Consider the following 17,961-nt stretch of genomic DNA (forward strand, 5'->3'; position numbering starts at 1 on the left):
GCAGAAATTTATCATGAAAAAAATAATAATGATTTTATGTTTATCTTATGCAAATATAGTCTTTGCAGTAGATATGATAACCCCTATTCCAAATTCCATCTCTTATGATAAAGAAAAAGCTAAACTTGGAAAAAGTCTTTATATGGATAAAAGTTTATCCAAAGATGGAAAAGTTTCGTGCAATACTTGCCATAGGCTTGATCAACACGGTGTTGATGGGCTTGAATTTTCAATAGGAGTTGATAATCAACTCGATAAACCCTTTAACACTCCTACAACCTTTAATTCTGTGTTTAATTTTGTGCAATTTTGGAATGGCAGAGCTAAAGATTTAACAGAACAAGCTATGGGACCTTTTTTCAATCCAAAAGAAATGGGGCTAAGTCCTGAACTTCTTTTACAAAAAGTTAATTCAAATGAAAATTATGTAAAAACTTTTAAAAAACTTTATGGAGAAGTTACGGTAGAAAACATAGCTCTTGCAATCGCCGAATTTGAAAAAACCTTGATCACTCCAAATTCTCCTTTTGATCGCTATCTTAGCGGGGATCAAAATGCTATTTCAACTCAAGCTAAAAAAGGTTACGAAGATTTTAAAGCTAATGGCTGCATCTCTTGTCATCAAGGTCAAAATATAGGTGGGAATATGTTTCAAAAAATCGGTATTTTTGAAGAATACCCAAACCAAGAAGATTTAGGGCGCTATGAAATCACAAAAAGAGAAGCTGATAAAATGGTATTTAAAGTTCCTAGTCTTAGAAATATAGCCAAAACCGCGCCTTATTTTCATGATGGTTCTATACCTACTTTAGATGCTTGTGTTCAGTTTATGGCTTACTATCAACTAGGAAAATTTTTAGATCAAGAAACAGTTGACAATATAGTTGCATTCTTAGAAAGCTTAACAGGAGAATATCATGACAAATAAAAAAAGTTCATTTTTGATAAAATTTATTATCTTATCTATACTAGTTTTGACTTTCATTCTTGTTTTATTGGCTATTATTTTTAATAACTATTCTTCATCTAAAAATAACAAAGACTTGATAAACATAGTTCAGCAACTAGAAATTTCAGATGAAAAAATCAATTCTATTTTTCAAAATAGTTTTAATTTTATCAACTACGATCCAAGTGTGCAAGCGATAAAAAAAATGCAAGAAAACTTTACAAAACTTAAAACTTTTGGGATTGACATAAACAAAGCAGAAGAAATTTTTAATGCCAAACTAATCCAGCTTAATTATTTTAAATCCGCAAATTCCATAGCAGTAAATTCAAAACTTTATTTATTTGAACTAGCTAAAAATTATTTTGAAGAATTGGAACAAAACCATGAAACAAATAAAAACAACTATAAAACAATGAGTTCTATGTTAAGCGTTCTTTCAACTGAAAATATTTTACAAAAAACAACACTAAATCAACTCAACAATCTTATGAAAGAAATCAAAAATGATACAAAAAGTGAAAATTTACAACTTTTTTTAAAACACTATAAAATGATTGTAAAGCAAATTTCTATTATGCAAGATAATTCTTCTATTTATGAGAATAATTCTCTCATGAAAGAGTTAAAACAACTTAACACTTTTACCCAAAATACTATAGAACAATCTAATTTATTTAAATTTTATATCGCTTTAGCAGTATTTGGAATCACTCTTGTATTATTTGTATTTTTTATTTTATTAACACTAAAAAAAGTCATCATGCCAATTCATACTTTAGAAAAACTAAGCGCTAATTTAGCTAGCAAAGAAGCCAATCTACACTCTCGTTTAAATATAGATCCAAAAAGTGAGCTTGGACAAAGTGCTCAATATATTAATTCATTTATTTCCACCGTTCAAAACTCAATCATAGAAGCCATAGAAAATGCTAAATCAAGTCATCAAAATTCACAAAAACTCAAAAACAACTCTATGATGCTTGAAAACAGCTCTAATTCGCAACATGAACAAATTCAAGGAGTTAAAGAAATCACTCATGTTTTAGATGATCATATCAATCTTGCGGGAAATTTAGCACAAGAAAGTATAGAAAATATGCAAGATATGCACATACTAATGGATAAAGTAGAACTTACTCTATCTGAACTTGTAAATTTAATAAATGAAAACAATGAAAAAGAACAAAATATAGTAGCCAATATGGACAATCTAACCCAAAGTGCGGATAATATTATAGAAATCACAAACTCCATTAAAGACATAGCTGATCAAACTAATTTACTTGCCCTAAATGCAGCTATCGAAGCTGCAAGAGCAGGCGAACATGGGCGTGGATTTGCTGTTGTAGCCGATGAAGTTGGACAGCTTGCTGATAAAACAAGTAAATCTCTTTTAAACATCAATGCTACTGTTAATACTATAGTCCAACAAATCAATGACAACAAAGCCTTAATGGATCTTATCCATGATTCTATGAAAGAAACCTCTTCAAAAACCAATGATTTACAACAAGAACTTGTAAATTCTATGCATAAATTGGAAAGCTCTATAGAATCAACCCAAACCATGAAAGATAAAAGCATGGAAGTAAAAGATAAAATGCTTATCTTAGGAACAAATATAGATAAAGTTAACGAACTTGCAAATTCTGTTAAAGATTTATCATGTGAAATCAATAATATCTCTCAAAATGTTCTAAATGGTGCCTCTAAACTCTCCGAAAAATTAAGTAGCTTTCAGTAACTTTTTTCACGTTAATTTAACTTAACGTGAAATTTCAATAAAAATTTTATTTTTAATTTATGTTTTTCAAGTAAAATTAGCAGTTTTTATTTCAAAGGAGATACTATGGAGTTTCTTGAACTTTTATTAGTTTTAATCGCCTTGATACTGATTATCAAAAAACCAGAAAAAGAAAATTTGGCTTTTGGTTTGGTAATGGTAGCTTGGCTTTTAATGGTTTTTTTCTATGTTGGCCACAAAACAGGCGCACTATTAACAATAATGAATCTGTAAGGAAGGGCTAAATGAACGAAATCAATAAAACAAAAAATTTCTACACACTAATGTGTTTAGCAGGCTTTTTGATTATACTCTTGCCTGTAGGTATTGCAAATTTGATATTTGGTTATATGTTGGGCGATAGTCCTTGCACGCTTTGCTGGGGACAAAGAGAAGCAATGATCTTTATCGGTGTAATGGCGCTTTTCATTGTTCGTTATGGTATGAAAGGTAAATACCTTGCTGCTCTTTTAATCATGACAGCAGTAGGGCTTTATCAATCTTTTGCTCACTATGGTAATCACGCTCATAGAGATTTAGATCAAGGTTTTGGTTTAGCAGTTTTTGGTATCCATACTTATTTTTGGGCTGAAGTAGTATTTTGGGCTGTTGTATTGCTCTTAGGTGTGATTTTTGCTTTTGCTCCTAAATTTAATGCTTTTGAAGCTGAACTAAATGGAGAAAAGTTTAGAAAATATACTAAATTTAGCTTTGCAGCAGTTTTAATCAGTGCTATCATCGTAGCATCAAATGTTTTCCAAGCCTTTGTTAGCACAGGTATTCCTCCTTATGTAGGACAAGGCGATCCTGTAAGATTTAGTTTAAATCCAAAATACATCATTTGGAGTAAAGAAGGTTGGAATGGTTTATGGCAAAATATTTCTTTCTTAGGAAAACGCGATGTTAAAGCTCCTGATTATGCTTTTGCACCTGCAAGTGAAAAACTTGGCATAAAATTTGATAATGATATCAACAATGCTCCATTTGCAAAAATCAATGATGAGCTTAAAATCACAAATGAACAAACCATAAATTTTGACAAAGCCATCAATACTCTTGATTATATCAATAACGAATTTGTAGCAAGTTCTAAATGGGATGTAGCTTTCTTAGATAATAATTTTAGCGTTAAAGAAGGTTTTGAACTTGATCCTTATTTTTCAGCTACTATTGATCCAATCATCGGTATCATACCTTATATGAACGATAAATTCATTCTTATGGGCTCAAACAAATCTTTCTTAAGATTTGCAAAAAATCCTAATGCAAGTGAAGAAGATATCGCTAAACAATACGCTGACTTTGTAAAAGGCAATGATAAATTTAAAGGTCAAGGCGAAAGTTTAGGTCGCGGAAGACTTGATACCGTAAGAGCAAAATTTAACCATGTAGCAAGTATGACTACAGATGGAAATTATCTTTATCTTGCAACTGTTCCAAACAACAAAGACGCTAAAACTTTTGTAATCTCTAAAGTTTCTTTAAAAGATCGTGTTCTTTCAGGAGAATTTACTCCAAAAGCAAATCTTAAAGAAGGTAAAACTTTAGGCGATCTTTATGTAACTTCTATGACTTTTAAAGATGGGGAAATTTATGCACTTAGCAAAAATCACAATGTCATTGCTGTAATTGATCCAGTCAAAGAAGAAGTAGTGAAAACTATCGCTTTCCCAAGCTCTATCACTAATGCTAGAAGCATTTTCTTTAAAGATGGAAAAATCAATATTCTTTCTTATCAAGATGGAGCAAACAAGCTTTATACTTTAAACTAAGCTTTAAGTCCTAGTGAAAACTAGGACTTATATTTAATCTTATCTTTAAATCCTGCTTTTTCAAAACCTCTTAAACGAAGCAAACAACTATCGCACTCCCCACAAGCTTCATCTTCACTCTCATAACAAGACCAAGTAAGTTCTAAAGGTACATTTTCTTTTAAGGCTAGTTCTACAATTTTAGCTTTGTTTAGTCTAACAAGCGGAGTTTTTATACAAACTTTGAAATTCTTACTCGTACCTTCATTGATAAATTCTTGTGCCTTTTGTATAAACTCATCAGTACAGTCAGGATAACCACTGCCATCTTCTTCTACCACCCCTATAAAAATACTCTCACAATTTTCCTTTTCAGCCAAAGATCCTGCTATACTTAAGAAAATTCCATTGCGAAAAGGCACATAAGTGATAGGTGGAGTATCGCTTGTACAAAGCTCATTTTTAGGGATGTCTATACTTTTATCGGTTAAGGCATTGCCCCCTATATCTTTGATAAAACTCACATCTAAAATATAAGATTTTTCTACTTTTAAAGCCTTGCAAATTTGCTTAAAACATTCTTTTTCTTTTTCTTGAGTGCGTTGTTCATAGTCAAAATGCAAAGCGATGATTTCATAACCTTCTTTTTTGGCCAGATAAGCACACAAAGTACTATCCATACCGCCACTTATGATACAAAGTGCTTTTTTACTCATTTTTATCCTTAAATTTGCTATAATTTCACAATTTTAACGAAAATTTTTAAATTTAAATTGCAAAAAAAGGCAAAAGCATGATAAACATAAAACTCATAGAACACATTTTTAAAGCCGCTTCTATCAGTCGTTGGAATGATTATCCAAGAATGGCAAATTTGGTTGAACTTGACAAACAAGCTCATAAATTCATCATCGCATATTTTATCGCTAAAATGGAAAAAGATGTGGATATGAGAGTGATTATAGAAGGGGGAATTTTTGAGTTTTTAAGTCGTGTTGTGGTAACTGATATACGCCCTGATGTGTATCATGAAATCGTGCGTCAAAAAAAAGCTGAAGTTAATGCTTGGGTTTTAAGCAAAATCGAACCTATGATAGAAGATATAGAAGATGGGGAATTTCTAAAGCGTTTTGAAGCGTATTTAAACGGTAATGCTTATGCTAAAGAAAGACTTATCTTAAAAGCAGCTTCATATTTTGCTACAAGATGGGAATTTAACATAGTTTATCAAACCTCAGCTTTTTTAAATGATATTGATGAGATTAAAAACAAAGTTGAAGAAGAATTAGAAGATTACTATGAGCTTATAGGAGCTAGAAAAATTGCTTTAAATCAAAAAATAGCCAAAATTATTGATCTTAGCGGAAGACTTCGCTTTCAAAAACGTTGGGCTCAAACTCCACGCATACCAGAAACCGCGGTTTTAGGACATATGCTTGTGGTGGCGATTTTAGGATATTTTTACTCACTAAAAATCAAGGCTTGCGATAAAAGACTTGAGAATAATTTTTATTGTGCTTTGTTTCATGATTTGCCAGAGTCTTTAACACGTGATATTATCAGCCCTGTAAAATACGGCATTGATGGACTTCATGATATCATAAATGATTATGAAATGAAACTTATTAATGAAAGAATTTTACCCTTTGTACCTGAGGGTTTAAGGGCTGAGTTTTCTTATATTTTAGGCATTAGAGAAGGTAGAAACGGTGAGTCAAATTTTGTAAAAAATGAGTTTGAAAATCGCACTTATAAAAATGCTAAAATCGAGCTTTGCAGCGGAAGTTTAAGCTCTTTTAATGAAAATGAATTTGGTGCTATAGATGGTAAGGCGCTTAAATACTGCGATAAAATTGCTGCTTATATAGAAGCAGGACTTAGTATAAGTTATGGTGTAAAGTCTAAAGAACTTGAAAGTGGTTTTTTAGGAATGTATGAGTTTTTTAAAGAAAATCCTACCATAGATGGGGTGAATTTTTTTGAAATTTGTGAAAGTTTAAGAGAGTATTTTAAAATTTAAATAAGATTTTTATACTACTATTTTCAATATGTTTTAAATAAAAATATTATAATTTCAAATTTTATTTTGTATAAAATATAAAGGAGTTATTATGAAAAAATACTTTCAAAAGCGCTATACTTTAGCCTTTTTTATAGGTATATTAGCGGGTATTTTCGGAGCTATTGTTAAATGGGGTTGGGAAGTACCTTTTCCTCCAAGAAATCCCAATGTTTTTTGACCAGCAGATGCTTTAGAACGTGTTACTCCACCTAAAATTTTTCTAGAACAACTAGGCTTACCTACTGAAAGGTGCAGTTTTTGGATTTTTTGTTTATCTTTTTGCCCATGTTATTGTAATGCCTTTAATTGCAGAAGTTCCACCACTTTCTGAAATTCCTTTTGATGAACACCTGTCTGAAATTTTTGGCCATATTGTTTGGCTGTGGGGCATGGAAATAGTTCGTAGAGATATAAGAAATCGTATAACCAAAGACATAGAAGAATGAAAGGAAACCTTTCATTCCATATCTAAAACCGCACCTTTACTAGCATTGCTAACAAGTTTTTGATACATTCTAAGCCATCTTGAAGACACCTCTTTTTGAGGCAATGCAAATTCTTTTTTACGTTTAGCAATTTCTTCTTCACTTACATTTGCATGGATAGTATAAGCATCTACATCAATTTCTATTTCATCTCCATCTTTTAAAAGTCCTATAAGACCACCTTCAGCTGCTTCAGGGGAAATATGACCAACGCTTAAACCCCTTGTAGCCCCGCTAAAACGACCATCGGTGATTAAAGCTACATCAGCACCTAAACCCATACCCATTAAAAGTGAAGTAGGACTTAACATTTCTTGCATACCAGGACCCCCTTTTGGACCTTCATAGCGTATTACACAAACATTTCCTTTTTGCACCTTGCCTTTGATAATGCCTTTTATAGCTTCATCTTGAGAGTTAAAACAAACAGCTTTGCCTTTAAATTTTCTTTCTCCGATTATTCCTGCGGTTTTTATAACGCAACCTTGCTCGGCTAAATTTCCAAACAAAATGGCAAGCCCACCTACTTTTGAGTAAGCATTATCTACTTTACGAATGATATTTTCATCTTTGATTTTGGCATTTTTTAAGCGTTCTTTGAGACTTTCTCCTGTAATGGTCAGTGCATCAAGTTCTAAAATATGTCCTTGTCTGCTTGAAATTTCAGCCATAACTGCACTCACACCGCCTGCTTTGTGGATATCATCCATATAAACACTATTTAGCGACGGGGCTATTTTTGCTATGTGTGCAACTTTGCTTGAGATGAAATTTAAATCTTTAATATCTAGTGCCACCCCTGCTTCACGCGAAATGGCAAGCATGTGTAAAACAGTATTGCTACTTCCACCCATTGCCATATCTACTACCATAGCATTACGCACGGCTTTTTGAGTGATGATATTGCGAATTTTAAAACGCTCATCTAAGGCGATTTCACAAATACGACGCGCTGCTTTTCTTAAAAGCTCTTCTCTTTCTTTGCTTAAAGCTAAGATGGTTCCATTACCTTCTAGTGCTATACCCATAGCTTCGCATAAGGTATTCATAGAATTTGCTGTAAACATTCCCGAGCAAGATCCACCACTTGGACAGGCTGAACATTCTATATCTTTAAATTCTTCTTCGCTAATTTTTTTGGCTTCATAAGCCCCTACAGCTTCAAAAACAGAGCTAAGACTAATCTTTTCTCCTTTTTTAGTTACCCCTGAAGCCATAGGCCCACCACTTACAAAAATGGTTGGAACATTTACTCTTAAAGCTCCCATTAACATACCAGGAGTGATTTTATCGCAGTTTGGGATGCAGATTAAAGCATCAAGTTGATGAGCATTCATCACTGTTTCAATGGAATTTGCGATGATTTCACGACTTGGTAAAGAATAAAGCATACCTTCATGTCCCATAGCTATACCATCATCTACACCTATGGTATTAAACTCAAAAGGCACACAACCATTTTTGCATATCTCATCTTTAATGATTTTAGCATAATTATTTAAAAAATAATGTCCTGGGATTATATCTATATAGCTATTTGCTACACCTATAAAAGGTTTGTCAAAATCTTCATCTTTCAAACCACAAGCACGAAGTAAAGAACGATTAGGTGCTTTTAAATGTCCTTTTTTTATCGCATCGCTTCTCATTGTAACTCCTGATAATAATTTTTTAAAATTATATTTAGCAAAGCTTAATTTTTGTGAAATTTATTTTGATATACATTTTCATAAATGATAAAAATTATTAATTGACAAAAATATTTTTTTATAATACAATGCTTTTTGATAATCAAAAAAGGAGTCAAAATGAGACAATATGAAACCTATAAATGCCAAAAATGTGGTAATGAAGTAGAAGTTCAAAATGTAGGTGGAGGTAAGCTTAGTTGTTGTGGTGAAGAAATGAAATGTATCACTACAGATTTAACTGCAGTAAATTTGATGAAAGCTTTTGCGGGCGAATCTATGGCGAGAAACAAATACGATTTATTTGCTGATGTAGCTGAAGAAGAAGGTTGGCATGCGGTTGCTAGACATTTTAGAGAAGCAGCTGAAAATGAAAAATGGCATGCAAGAGCAGAATTTAAAGCTTATCATGAAATCGTTGATGGAAAACCTTTAGAAGTAACTACAAAAAACCTAGTAAGTGCTGCAGAAGGTGAAAACTATGAGCACACAACTATGTATCCAAATTTTGCAAAAATTGCTGAAGATGAAGGTAAAAAGGCTATAGCAAGATTATTTACAGCTATTGGCAAAGTAGAAATCGAACACGAAAGAGAATATCTAGCGCTTAAAAAAATGCTCGAAGAAGAAGAATTTTTTAATAGTGAAGTAGAAGAATTATGGGTTTGTGAAGTATGCGGACATATACATCGTGGCAAAAAAGCTCCAGCAGCCTGTCCTTTATGTAAAGCACCAAAAGAGTATTTTAAACGCGAATTTTTGGGTTAAGTTAAGAAATTCTTATCCTTTTTAAGATAATATTATAATTATTTTTTAATAAAAGGATAAGAAAATGAAAAAATTACTATTTTTATTTTTTGCTTTAACGGCTTTTCTCTTTGGTGCTGTAAATATCAACACTGCAACACTAAAAGAATTAAAAAGTTTAAATGGTATTGGCGAAGCTAAGGCTAAAGCGATTTTAGAATACCGCAAAGAAGCAAATTTTACAAGTATTGATGATCTTAAAAAAGTTAAAGGCATAGGTGATAAGCTTTTTGAAAAAATCAAAAATGATATCACAATAGAATAAAAGGGCATTTTTGCCCTTCTTTTTAGAAAAATTTGAAAACTTTATTTGACACAAAAGAACTTTTAAACGAATTTGATATAAATTTAATCGGTATTGATGAAGCAGGACGCGGTGCTTTAGCAGGTCCTATGATGATGGCAGCTTGCAAACTGAACAAACAACTTGATGGGTTGTGTGATTCTAAAAAACTAAGCGAAAAAAAACGCGAAGAACTTTATGAAATCATCATCAAAAATTCAAACTATCTCATACTTGCTTTTTCTTCAGAACAAATCGACGCACTAGGCTTAAGCACTTGTTTAAAAAAAGGCTTAAAACTTATAAAAAAGCATTTTAAAACAGAAAATAACTTCTTATATGATGGAAACACCAACCTAGGTATAAACGGGATAAAAACACAAATCAAAGCCGACACTAGCATTTTGCAAGTAAGTGCAGCTAGCATACTCGCAAAAGTTAGTAAAGATAGGGTGATGAATTTCTTAGCTAAAGACTTTCCTTGTTATGAATTTGAAAAAAACAAAGCCTATGGCACAAAAGCTCATAAAGAATTTATAGCTAAATTTGGAATTTGCAAACTCCACCGAAAAAGTTTTAAACTTTTATGATTATTTTGCTAAATTTTGATGCAAACTCAAAGCACATTCTATACCATCTTTTATAGCCCAAACAACTAAAGATTGTCCTTTTCTAGCATCTCCACAAGCAAAGATTTTTTTATGAGTGGTTTGGAAATTTTCTGTGCTTATGTTGTTTTTCTCATCTAATTTCACTCCAAAATTTTTAGAGATAGCTTCTTCGCACCCGCTAAAACCCATAGCTAAAAGCACTAAATCCGCTTTATAAGTTTTTTTAGAATTTGAAATTTCGACATTTATAGCTTTGCCTTCTTTAAACTCGCGTTTTAAATCATTTGCTTCAACACCTTCTACATGAGTTTTTCCTAAAAATTTCTTTGTCATTTTTTGATATTCCCTAGGATCTTTGCCATATACAGCAATGGCTTCTTCTAAACCATAATCAGTAGTAAAAATGTCAGCTTTTAAAGGCCAAGGATTGTTTTGGCTTCTTTGCAAAGGTCTTTTTGGACTTCTTTCAAAACGCACTATAGATTTAGCCCCTTGTCTTGTCGCTACAGCGATACAATCCACACTTGTATCCCCGCTTCCTATAACCAAGACATTTTTACCTTTGGCCGTATCTGCACCCTTGCCTGTTTTTAACAAAGTTTTGGTATTTTGCGTTAAAAAATCAAGGGCAAATTCAACCCCTTTTAGCTTTCTACCTTCTATATCAAGATCTATAGGCTTACTTGCTCCTGTACAAAGCACCAAAGCATCAAATTCTTTTAGAAGTTTTGAAACCTTATCTCTGCTGTCTATATTTTCATTCACTTTAAATTCAATCCCACTTTTTTTAAGCAAATCCACCCGTCTTTGAACTATACTTTTATCAAGCTTCATATCAGGGATGCCATACATCAAAAGTCCGCCTATTTTATCGCTTCTTTCAAAAACACTTACTTTATAACCTAGTGAATTTAAAGTATTAGCACAAGCAAGACCAGCAGGCCCACTTCCTATGACAGCGATTTTTTTGCCATTGTATTGCTTAGGTTTATTTACTCTTACTAAATTTTCCTTAAAAGCATTTTCTATAATGGATAATTCATTATTTTTTATGCTCACACTAACACCATTTATCGCACACACACAAGAATCCTCACAAGGAGCAGGGCAAACACGACCGGTAAATTCAGGAAAAGGATTGGTAAGATCAAGTCTTTCATAAGCTTCTTTCCATAAAGAACGATAAACAAGATCGTTCCATTCAGGAATGAGATTGTTTAAAGGACAGCCCACATCTTTTCCTTCGCTCATCACACCCGTATGACAAAAGGCCACACCACAATCCATACATCGTCCACCTTGAATTTCTTGTTCTTTTTTATCCAAAGGTATAGTAAATTCTTTGAAATTTAAAACCCTTTCCTTAGGAGCAATTTTTTTAAAATCCATTCTTTTAAAGTCTAAAAAACCTCTTGCATTTCCCATTTTTACTCCTTATTTTTGTGTGATTTTCAAAAATGCTGCTAAATTTGGATCTTTTTCATTTTTACAAAGATCAAGCATTTTTAACATCTTTTCATAATCTCTTGGCATGACTTTAAAAAAGTCTTTTTTATCGAATTTTTCTAAGATATCTTTAGCCTTTTTAGAATCTGTATAAGCGATATGTTTTTCTATCACGGCTTTTAATTCTTTTTCATCCTTGGCATTAAGATCTTTAATATCCACAAGCTCGGTATTTACATGAGCTTCATTGTGTCTTCCAAAGATATAAACAACGCCCCCACTCATACCAGCAGCGAAATTCGCACCCACATCTCCAAGAACTACAACTTTTCCACCTGTCATATATTCACAACCATGCACACCTGTTCCTAAAACCACAGCCAAAGCTCCTGAATTTCTTACACAAAATCTTTCCCCTGCTATACCATCTAAATACACTTCACCTTTTGTAGCTCCATATAAACAAGCATTTCCTGCGATAATATTTTCTTCAGGTGAAAAAGTGGCTTCATTTGAAATTTTTGCTATGATTTTACCACCACTTAAACCCTTGCCTAAATAATCATTGCTATCGCCTATAATCTCAAGTTTAATGCCCTTTAACAAAAACGCTCCAAAGCTATTGCCTGCATTGCCTATAGCTTTGATATGGATACTATCTTCATCTAAAGCATCTTTTCCATAAGTTTTTAAAATTTCACTTGAAAGCATAGTTGCAAAAGTACGACTTTGATTTCCTACTTCTAAAGAAAGTTTGATAGGCTCTTTTTTCTCCACAGCATTTTTACAAAGTGGTAGTAAAATTCTATAATCAATCGTTTTTTCAAGTTTATTGTCTTTATAATCTTTAAAATGCACAGCGGTTCTATTATAAGTAGGCAAGGATTTTAAAATTTTATCTAAATTTAGCTTTCCTGCTTTACCTTGCACACTTTTTTGGCGGAGTTTATCCACGCGACCTATCATATCATCTAGGCGTTCAAAACCAAGCCTTGCCATGTATTCTCTAAGCTCCTCAGCTATAAAATACATGAAATTAATCACATCATCTACTTTGCCTTTGAAACGATCTCTAAGTTCTGTATCTTGAGTGGCTATACCAAAAGGACAGGTATTTAGATGACAAACTCTCATCATTGTACAACCTAAAACAATCAAAGGCGCGGTTGCAAAACCAAATTCTTCAGCTCCTAAAAGTGCTGCTATGGCTAAATCACGCCCGTTCATAAGCTTTCCATCAGTTTCTAATCTTACCCTATCTCTAAGCTTATTTAAGATCAAAGTTTGATGCGTTTCAGCTAAGCCTAACTCCCAAGGAATTCCAGCATGCGGTATAGAAGTTCTAGGACTTGCACCCGTACCTCCATCATAACCTGAAACAAGGATTAAATTCGCGCCTGCCTTAGCCACACCTGCAGCAACCGTTCCTATGCCATTTTCGCTTACAAGTTTTACTGAAATTTTAGCGTCTTTGTTCGCATGTTTTAAATCATAAATGAGTTGAGCCAAATCCTCAATAGAATAAATATCATGATGAGGAGGTGGGGAAATAAGCGTCACACCTGCAGTAGAATGTCTAGCCTTAGCTATCCAAGGATAGACTTTAAAGCCCATTAATTGTCCGCCCTCACCTGGTTTTGCACCTTGAGCGACTTTGATTTGAATTTCTTTTGCATGACTTAAGTAGTTTAAATCCACGCCAAAACGCCCACTTGCTACTTGCTTAATGGCTGAGTTTTTATCCACACCCTCTTTGATTTCATAGCGTTCTTCATCCTCGCCACCTTCACCTGAATTTGATTTAGCACCTATTTTATTCATAGCCTGTGCTAAACACTCGTGTGCTTCTTTAGAAATAGAACCATAACTCATCGCTCCTGTTCTAAAGCGTTTAACTATACTTTCTACACTTTCAACCTTATCTATACTGATAGCTTCACTAAAATCAAATTCCATCAAAGAACGCAAATTAACTTGTTTTTCATCTACTAAAGCCGAGTATTTTTTAAAGCTTTTATAGTCTTTGTTGCGACAGGCTTGCTGAAGATTAAAAATCACAAGTGGATCGATTAAATGTTCTTCTTTAGCACTTCTAAAACCATGAATTCCTTTAGAATCTAAAGCCTTATGCGTATCGTTAAAAGCATGTTTATGTAAAGCAATGAGCTCTTTTTCAAAATCTTCTAAATCCATACCTTCAATGCGTGAAGTTGTAGAAGTGAAGTATTTATCAATCACTTTAGAGCTTAAGCCCAGACATTCAAAAAGTGCAGAGCCATTATAACTTTGCAAGGTAGAAACTCCCATTTTAGAAGCAATTTTGACTATGCCACTTGAACTTGCCTTGATGAAATTTTCTACCGCCTTTTCATAACTTAAATTTAAATCTTTATTGGCAATGAGTTTTTGTATGCTCTCATAAACCAAATAAGGATTAATAACAGTCGCACCATAACCTAAAAGACATGCAAAATGATGAATTTCTCTAGGTTCACCACTTTCGATAATAAGACTTGTGTGTGTTCTTAAATTTTTTCTTACTAGATGATTATGCACTCCAGAAACAGCAAGCAAAGCGGGGATATAAGCGTTTTTTTCATCCACTCCTTTATCGCTTAAAATGATAATAGAAACACCTTTTTTAACCTCATCTTCTATCTTAACGCAAAGCTCATCTAAAGCCTTTTCTAAAGTTTTTTTAGAATAATCATAAAGTATAGAAAATTCTTTAACTTGAAATTTATTTAAAGCCTTAACTTCAAAAAGTTCTTCATTGCTTATCACAGGCAAGGCTATTTTTACGCGTTTTGCATTGTTTTCATCAGGTTTTAATAAATTGCCTTCGCTTCCTAGATAAATCCTTGTAGAAGTAACAATCTCTTCTCTTATGGCATCAAGAGGAGGATTAGTTACTTGTGCAAAAAGTTGTTTAAAATAATTATACAAAGGTTGATAAGTTTTAGAAAGTATAGCCAAAGGAGTATCTACACCCATAGCTGCTATAGCTTCTTTACCATTTTGAGCCATAGCAGCCACACTCATTTTAAGCTCATCATAACTCCAACCAAAAGCTTTTTGGAGTTTTAAAACCTCATCTTCTTTTAAAAACTGATGTTTATAAACTCCGCTTTTTTGTTTTTCAAGTTCAACTAAATTTTTAAGCCATTTTTTATAAGGCTTAGCATTAGCATAATGCTCTTTGATTTCATTATCAGCTATAACCCTACCTCTTGCTGTATCAACGAGTAAAAGTTTTCCAGGTTCTAAGCGTTTTTTGGCTTTGATATTTTTTTCATCAAGTTTTAAAGCCCCTGTTTCACTTGAAAGTATGAGCATATCATCTTTTGTAAGATAATACCTTGAAGGACGAAAACCATTTCTATCCAAACTCGCCCCCATAATCACTCCATCAGTAAAAACTATAGCAGCAGGCCCGTCCCAAGGCTCCATCAATAAAGAATGATATTCATAAAAAGCACGCTTTTTGCTTTCCATATTTTCATTTTTATGCCAAGGTTCTGGCACCATCATCATAAAAGCTTCTTCTAAAGTACGACCATTTAGAGCTAAAAATTCTAAAGTATTATCAAACATTGCAGAATCACTGCTAGGCTTAGCTATGATAGGAAAAATTTCATCTAAATTTTCAAAATACTCACTTTGCATCAAGCCTTCTCTAGCTCTTATGCTATCAACATTTCCGCGTATGGTATTAATCTCTCCATTATGCACCATATAACGGTTTGGATGGGCTCTTTCCCAACTTGGGAAGGTATTAGTCGAAAAGCGAGAATGCACCAAAGCGATGGCTGATTTCATATTGACATCTTTAAAATCAAGATAAAAATCGCTCAATTGAGTTGAAAGAAGCATTCCTTTATAAACTATGGTGCGTGAAGAAAAACTTGAAAAATAAAATTTTGGCACATTAATAGCTCTTTTTTCTATAAGGCGACGCGTACTATAAAGCACTCTTTCAAACTCAAGTCCTGCACTTATTTTACTTGGTTTTTTCACAAAGGCTTGTAAAAAATAAGGCATAGCTTTTAAAGCACTTGCACCTATATCGCTAGGATTAAAAGGCACTTCTCTAAAACCTAAAAATTCAAGTTTTTTATCCTTTAAACCTTGTAAAAATATCTCTTTTGCTTCTTCTTTTGCATCAGTATTGGGTGATAAAAACATCTGTGCTACGGCATAATCACCCTTTTTAGGAAGTTCAAAACCCAATTCTTGAGTTTTAAAAAAATCATGTGGAATTTGGATCAAAATCCCCGCCCCATCACCTGAATTTTCTTCAGCTCCTGCACCACCTCGGTGCTCAAGATTCATCAAAATTTCTAAAGCATCACAAATAACCTTATAAGAGGCAATACCGCGTATATTAGCAACTGCAGCGATACCACAGGCATCGTGTTCGTTCTTTGGGTGATATAAACCTATGCTTTGATTATTTTCTAGGATATTTTCTAAATCCATTTTGCTCTCCTTATAAGACTGATTTAAATTTTGTTAGCTTTATAAGGATTATAGCATACATTTTTTTAAAATCGATATAATTTTTATCTTAAAAATAAATAAATTAAAAAATATTTTGATAGATTTGTAAAAATTATAAAAACATGGCGATAATACTACCTAAAATCAATAATGGGCCATTATAAAAAATAAAAGTTGGTATGCAAGTATCTTTAATGTGATCGTGTTGTTTATCAGCATTTAATCCTACAGTAGTTCCCATGGTTGTTTCACTGGCTGGACTTCCTGCATCTCCTAAAGCTCCTGCTACTCCTAAGATAAATATAATAAGTGCTGTACTAAAACCAAGTTCCAAACAAATAGGACAAAAAAGCGTAGCTATGATAGGTATAGTTCCAAAAGAAGTACCTATACCCATAGTGATGATAAGTCCTATTAAAAGCATGAAAAATACTGCTAAAAATTTACTTTGCTCCATCCAAGGAACGACTGAATTTACAAGATCTACTACTGATCCACTTTCTTTTAAAACTTCTCCATATCCTGCAGCAACAAGGATAACAAAAGCTATAAAACCCATCATTTTAAGCCCATCATCAAAAACTTCATTGACTTTTGAAAATTCAACTCCACCCAAAATAACCATTAAAACAAAACCCAAAAGCCCTGATAAAGGTAAATTCATAGTCAAAATTTGCAAAATTAAAGTTAAAACAAGCCCAGCTAAAACACCCCATTCTTTACGCGTCATTTCAAGATTTTCTAAATCCACTTTAGCAATTTCTACTTCTTGATACTCTCTTGACTTACGATAAAACACAAAAAGCGCTAGAAAAAGTCCTGCTATCATACAAATAGCAGCGAAATACATAGTATTTGTAACATCATTTAAAGATACACTTACATTATTTGCATTTAAATTATCTTTTAAAAGATCTTGAAAAGTAAGTCCAAAGCCTACTGGCAAAACCATATAAGGCGTAGTAAGTCCAAAAGTTAAAGCACAAGCAACCGCTCTACGATCGATTTTAAGTTTATTAAAAAGACTTAAAAGAGGTGGAATCAACAAAGGTATAAAAGCTACATGAATAGGAATTAAATTTTGAGAAAAACAAGAAATCAAAGCTATAGACAAAAGCAATAAATATTTTTTATGAGATATAAAATGACTTACTATCTTAATCAAATATGCAGTTAAATTTGTCTTTGAAATCGCTGCGGCAATGGCCCCTAAAAGTATATAGCTAAGAGCTGTTTTTAAATTTTCTTTCATTCCGCTTATAAGTATATTCATAGTATCTACGAGTTCAAGATGAGAAAATACACCTGCAACAAGAGCTGAGATCAAAAGACTCAAAAGTACATTAAAACGAAACAAACAAAGTAAAGTCATCAAAACAACACTGATAATGATAGGATTAGTAAGTAAAGTCAAAATCATTCCTTAAATAATTTTAAAAATTTAATTGTAGAAAAAACTTAGTTAAAATGTAATAAAACTCGAACATATGATGATTTTATTTTAATATGTAAAATTATAAAAATAATTAATTTTTTTAATTTAAATAATTAATTATATTAATTATTTAAATTTTTAAAATTTATAATAAAATA

The 17,961-nt window shown here is 32.6% G+C and carries 13 protein-coding genes and 1 pseudogene; 9 read left to right on the forward strand and 5 right to left on the reverse strand.

Features of this window, described 5'->3' with window-relative positions; translation table 11 throughout:
• The first annotated feature begins 13 nt into the window (after positions 1-13).
• The 4 genes from AJ882_RS04085 (at position 14) to dsbI (ending at position 4,507) form a co-directional block, all read left to right on the forward strand.
• On the forward strand, positions 14-928 hold the full coding sequence (locus AJ882_RS04085) for a cytochrome-c peroxidase (RefSeq protein ID WP_002886505.1): 915 nt from the start codon (positions 14-16) through the stop codon (positions 926-928).
• Positions 918-2,696 carry a methyl-accepting chemotaxis protein gene (locus AJ882_RS04090; RefSeq protein ID WP_002853148.1) on the forward strand — a complete coding sequence of 593 codons (1,779 nt, stop codon included), beginning with the start codon at positions 918-920 and terminating at the stop codon, positions 2,694-2,696. Before AJ882_RS04085 ends, AJ882_RS04090 begins: the two co-directional genes overlap by 11 nt.
• A 105-nt stretch (positions 2,697-2,801) precedes the next feature.
• A complete protein-coding gene (dba, locus tag AJ882_RS04095; protein WP_002779270.1) occupies positions 2,802-2,969 on the forward strand; it encodes a disulfide bond formation protein Dba in 168 nt (55 codons plus the stop codon).
• 11 nt (positions 2,970-2,980) lie between these two features.
• Complete coding sequence (gene dsbI, locus AJ882_RS04100; protein WP_002859731.1) at positions 2,981-4,507, forward strand: disulfide bond formation protein DsbI; 1,527 nt, start codon at positions 2,981-2,983, stop codon at positions 4,505-4,507.
• A 20-nt stretch (positions 4,508-4,527) separates the two neighbouring features.
• Here the strand turns inward: dsbI and queC are convergent, their stop codons facing one another.
• Complete coding sequence (gene queC / locus AJ882_RS04105; RefSeq protein WP_002779268.1) at positions 4,528-5,202, reverse strand: 7-cyano-7-deazaguanine synthase QueC; 675 nt, start codon at positions 5,200-5,202, stop codon at positions 4,528-4,530.
• Positions 5,203-5,279: 77 nt separating this feature from the next.
• Between queC and AJ882_RS04110 the strand changes: the two genes are divergently transcribed.
• Both AJ882_RS04110 and AJ882_RS04115 read left to right on the forward strand, forming a co-directional pair.
• Positions 5,280-6,506: an HD domain-containing protein gene (locus AJ882_RS04110; RefSeq protein ID WP_002855588.1), complete on the forward strand. Its 1,227-nt coding sequence runs from the start codon at positions 5,280-5,282 to the stop codon at positions 6,504-6,506.
• A gap of 91 nt (positions 6,507-6,597) precedes the next feature.
• Positions 6,598-6,994: pseudogene (locus AJ882_RS04115) on the forward strand (DUF1440 domain-containing protein).
• A gap of 11 nt (positions 6,995-7,005) precedes the next feature.
• Here the strand turns inward: AJ882_RS04115 and ilvD are convergent.
• The gene (ilvD, locus tag AJ882_RS04120; protein WP_002886503.1) at positions 7,006-8,682 is read right to left on the reverse strand and encodes a dihydroxy-acid dehydratase; all 1,677 of its coding nucleotides are present in this window, start codon (positions 8,680-8,682) and stop codon (positions 7,006-7,008) included.
• A gap of 159 nt (positions 8,683-8,841) precedes the next feature.
• On the opposite strand from ilvD, the gene AJ882_RS04125 reads away from it, so the two are divergent.
• From AJ882_RS04125 to AJ882_RS04135, 3 genes are all read left to right on the forward strand, one after another.
• Positions 8,842-9,489 carry a ferritin family protein gene (locus AJ882_RS04125; RefSeq protein ID WP_002855562.1) on the forward strand — a complete coding sequence of 216 codons (648 nt, stop codon included), beginning with the start codon at positions 8,842-8,844 and terminating at the stop codon, positions 9,487-9,489.
• A gap of 64 nt (positions 9,490-9,553) precedes the next feature.
• A complete protein-coding gene (locus tag AJ882_RS04130) occupies positions 9,554-9,793 on the forward strand; it encodes a ComEA family DNA-binding protein (protein ID WP_002853093.1) in 240 nt (79 codons plus the stop codon).
• A gap of 32 nt (positions 9,794-9,825) precedes the next feature.
• On the forward strand, positions 9,826-10,401 hold the full coding sequence (locus AJ882_RS04135) for a ribonuclease HII (RefSeq protein WP_002853153.1): 576 nt from the start codon (positions 9,826-9,828) through the stop codon (positions 10,399-10,401).
• Here the strand turns inward: AJ882_RS04135 and AJ882_RS04140 are convergent, their stop codons facing one another.
• The 3 genes from AJ882_RS04140 to AJ882_RS04150 all read right to left on the reverse strand — a co-directional run bounded on the left by AJ882_RS04140 (position 10,402) and on the right by AJ882_RS04150 (position 17,788).
• The gene (locus tag AJ882_RS04140) at positions 10,402-11,847 is read right to left on the reverse strand and encodes a glutamate synthase subunit beta (protein ID WP_011049569.1); all 1,446 of its coding nucleotides are present in this window, start codon (positions 11,845-11,847) and stop codon (positions 10,402-10,404) included.
• A gap of 9 nt (positions 11,848-11,856) precedes the next feature.
• A complete protein-coding gene (gltB, locus tag AJ882_RS04145) occupies positions 11,857-16,347 on the reverse strand; it encodes a glutamate synthase large subunit (RefSeq protein ID WP_011049568.1) in 4,491 nt (1,496 codons plus the stop codon).
• 133 nt (positions 16,348-16,480) lie between these two features.
• Positions 16,481-17,788 carry a Na+/H+ antiporter family protein gene (locus AJ882_RS04150; RefSeq protein ID WP_072227286.1) on the reverse strand — a complete coding sequence of 436 codons (1,308 nt, stop codon included), beginning with the start codon at positions 17,786-17,788 and terminating at the stop codon, positions 16,481-16,483.
• Positions 17,789-17,961: the final 173 nt, after the last annotated feature.

This window comes from Campylobacter sp. BCW_6461 (assembly GCF_001762735.1).
Lineage (GTDB): Bacteria > Campylobacterota > Campylobacteria > Campylobacterales > Campylobacteraceae > Campylobacter_D > Campylobacter_D jejuni.

Bases quoted from the DNA above. Each gene is read 5' to 3' on its own strand.
- AJ882_RS04085 (WP_002886505.1), top strand. From the start codon at position 14: ATGAAAAAAATAATAATGATTTTATGTTTATCTTATGCAAATATAGTC.
- AJ882_RS04090 (WP_002853148.1), top strand. From the start codon at position 918: ATGACAAATAAAAAAAGTTCATTTTTGATAAAATTTATTATCTTATCT.
- dba (WP_002779270.1), top strand. From the start codon at position 2,802: ATGGAGTTTCTTGAACTTTTATTAGTTTTAATCGCCTTGATACTGATT.
- dsbI (WP_002859731.1), top strand. From the start codon at position 2,981: ATGAACGAAATCAATAAAACAAAAAATTTCTACACACTAATGTGTTTA.
- queC (WP_002779268.1), bottom strand. From the start codon at position 5,202: ATGAGTAAAAAAGCACTTTGTATCATAAGTGGCGGTATGGATAGTACT.
- AJ882_RS04110 (WP_002855588.1), top strand. From the start codon at position 5,280: ATGATAAACATAAAACTCATAGAACACATTTTTAAAGCCGCTTCTATC.
- ilvD (WP_002886503.1), bottom strand. From the start codon at position 8,682: ATGAGAAGCGATGCGATAAAAAAAGGACATTTAAAAGCACCTAATCGT.
- AJ882_RS04125 (WP_002855562.1), top strand. From the start codon at position 8,842: ATGAGACAATATGAAACCTATAAATGCCAAAAATGTGGTAATGAAGTA.
- AJ882_RS04130 (WP_002853093.1), top strand. From the start codon at position 9,554: ATGAAAAAATTACTATTTTTATTTTTTGCTTTAACGGCTTTTCTCTTT.
- AJ882_RS04140 (WP_011049569.1), bottom strand. From the start codon at position 11,847: ATGGGAAATGCAAGAGGTTTTTTAGACTTTAAAAGAATGGATTTTAAA.
- gltB (WP_011049568.1), bottom strand. From the start codon at position 16,347: ATGGATTTAGAAAATATCCTAGAAAATAATCAAAGCATAGGTTTATAT.
- AJ882_RS04150 (WP_072227286.1), bottom strand. From the start codon at position 17,788: ATGATTTTGACTTTACTTACTAATCCTATCATTATCAGTGTTGTTTTG.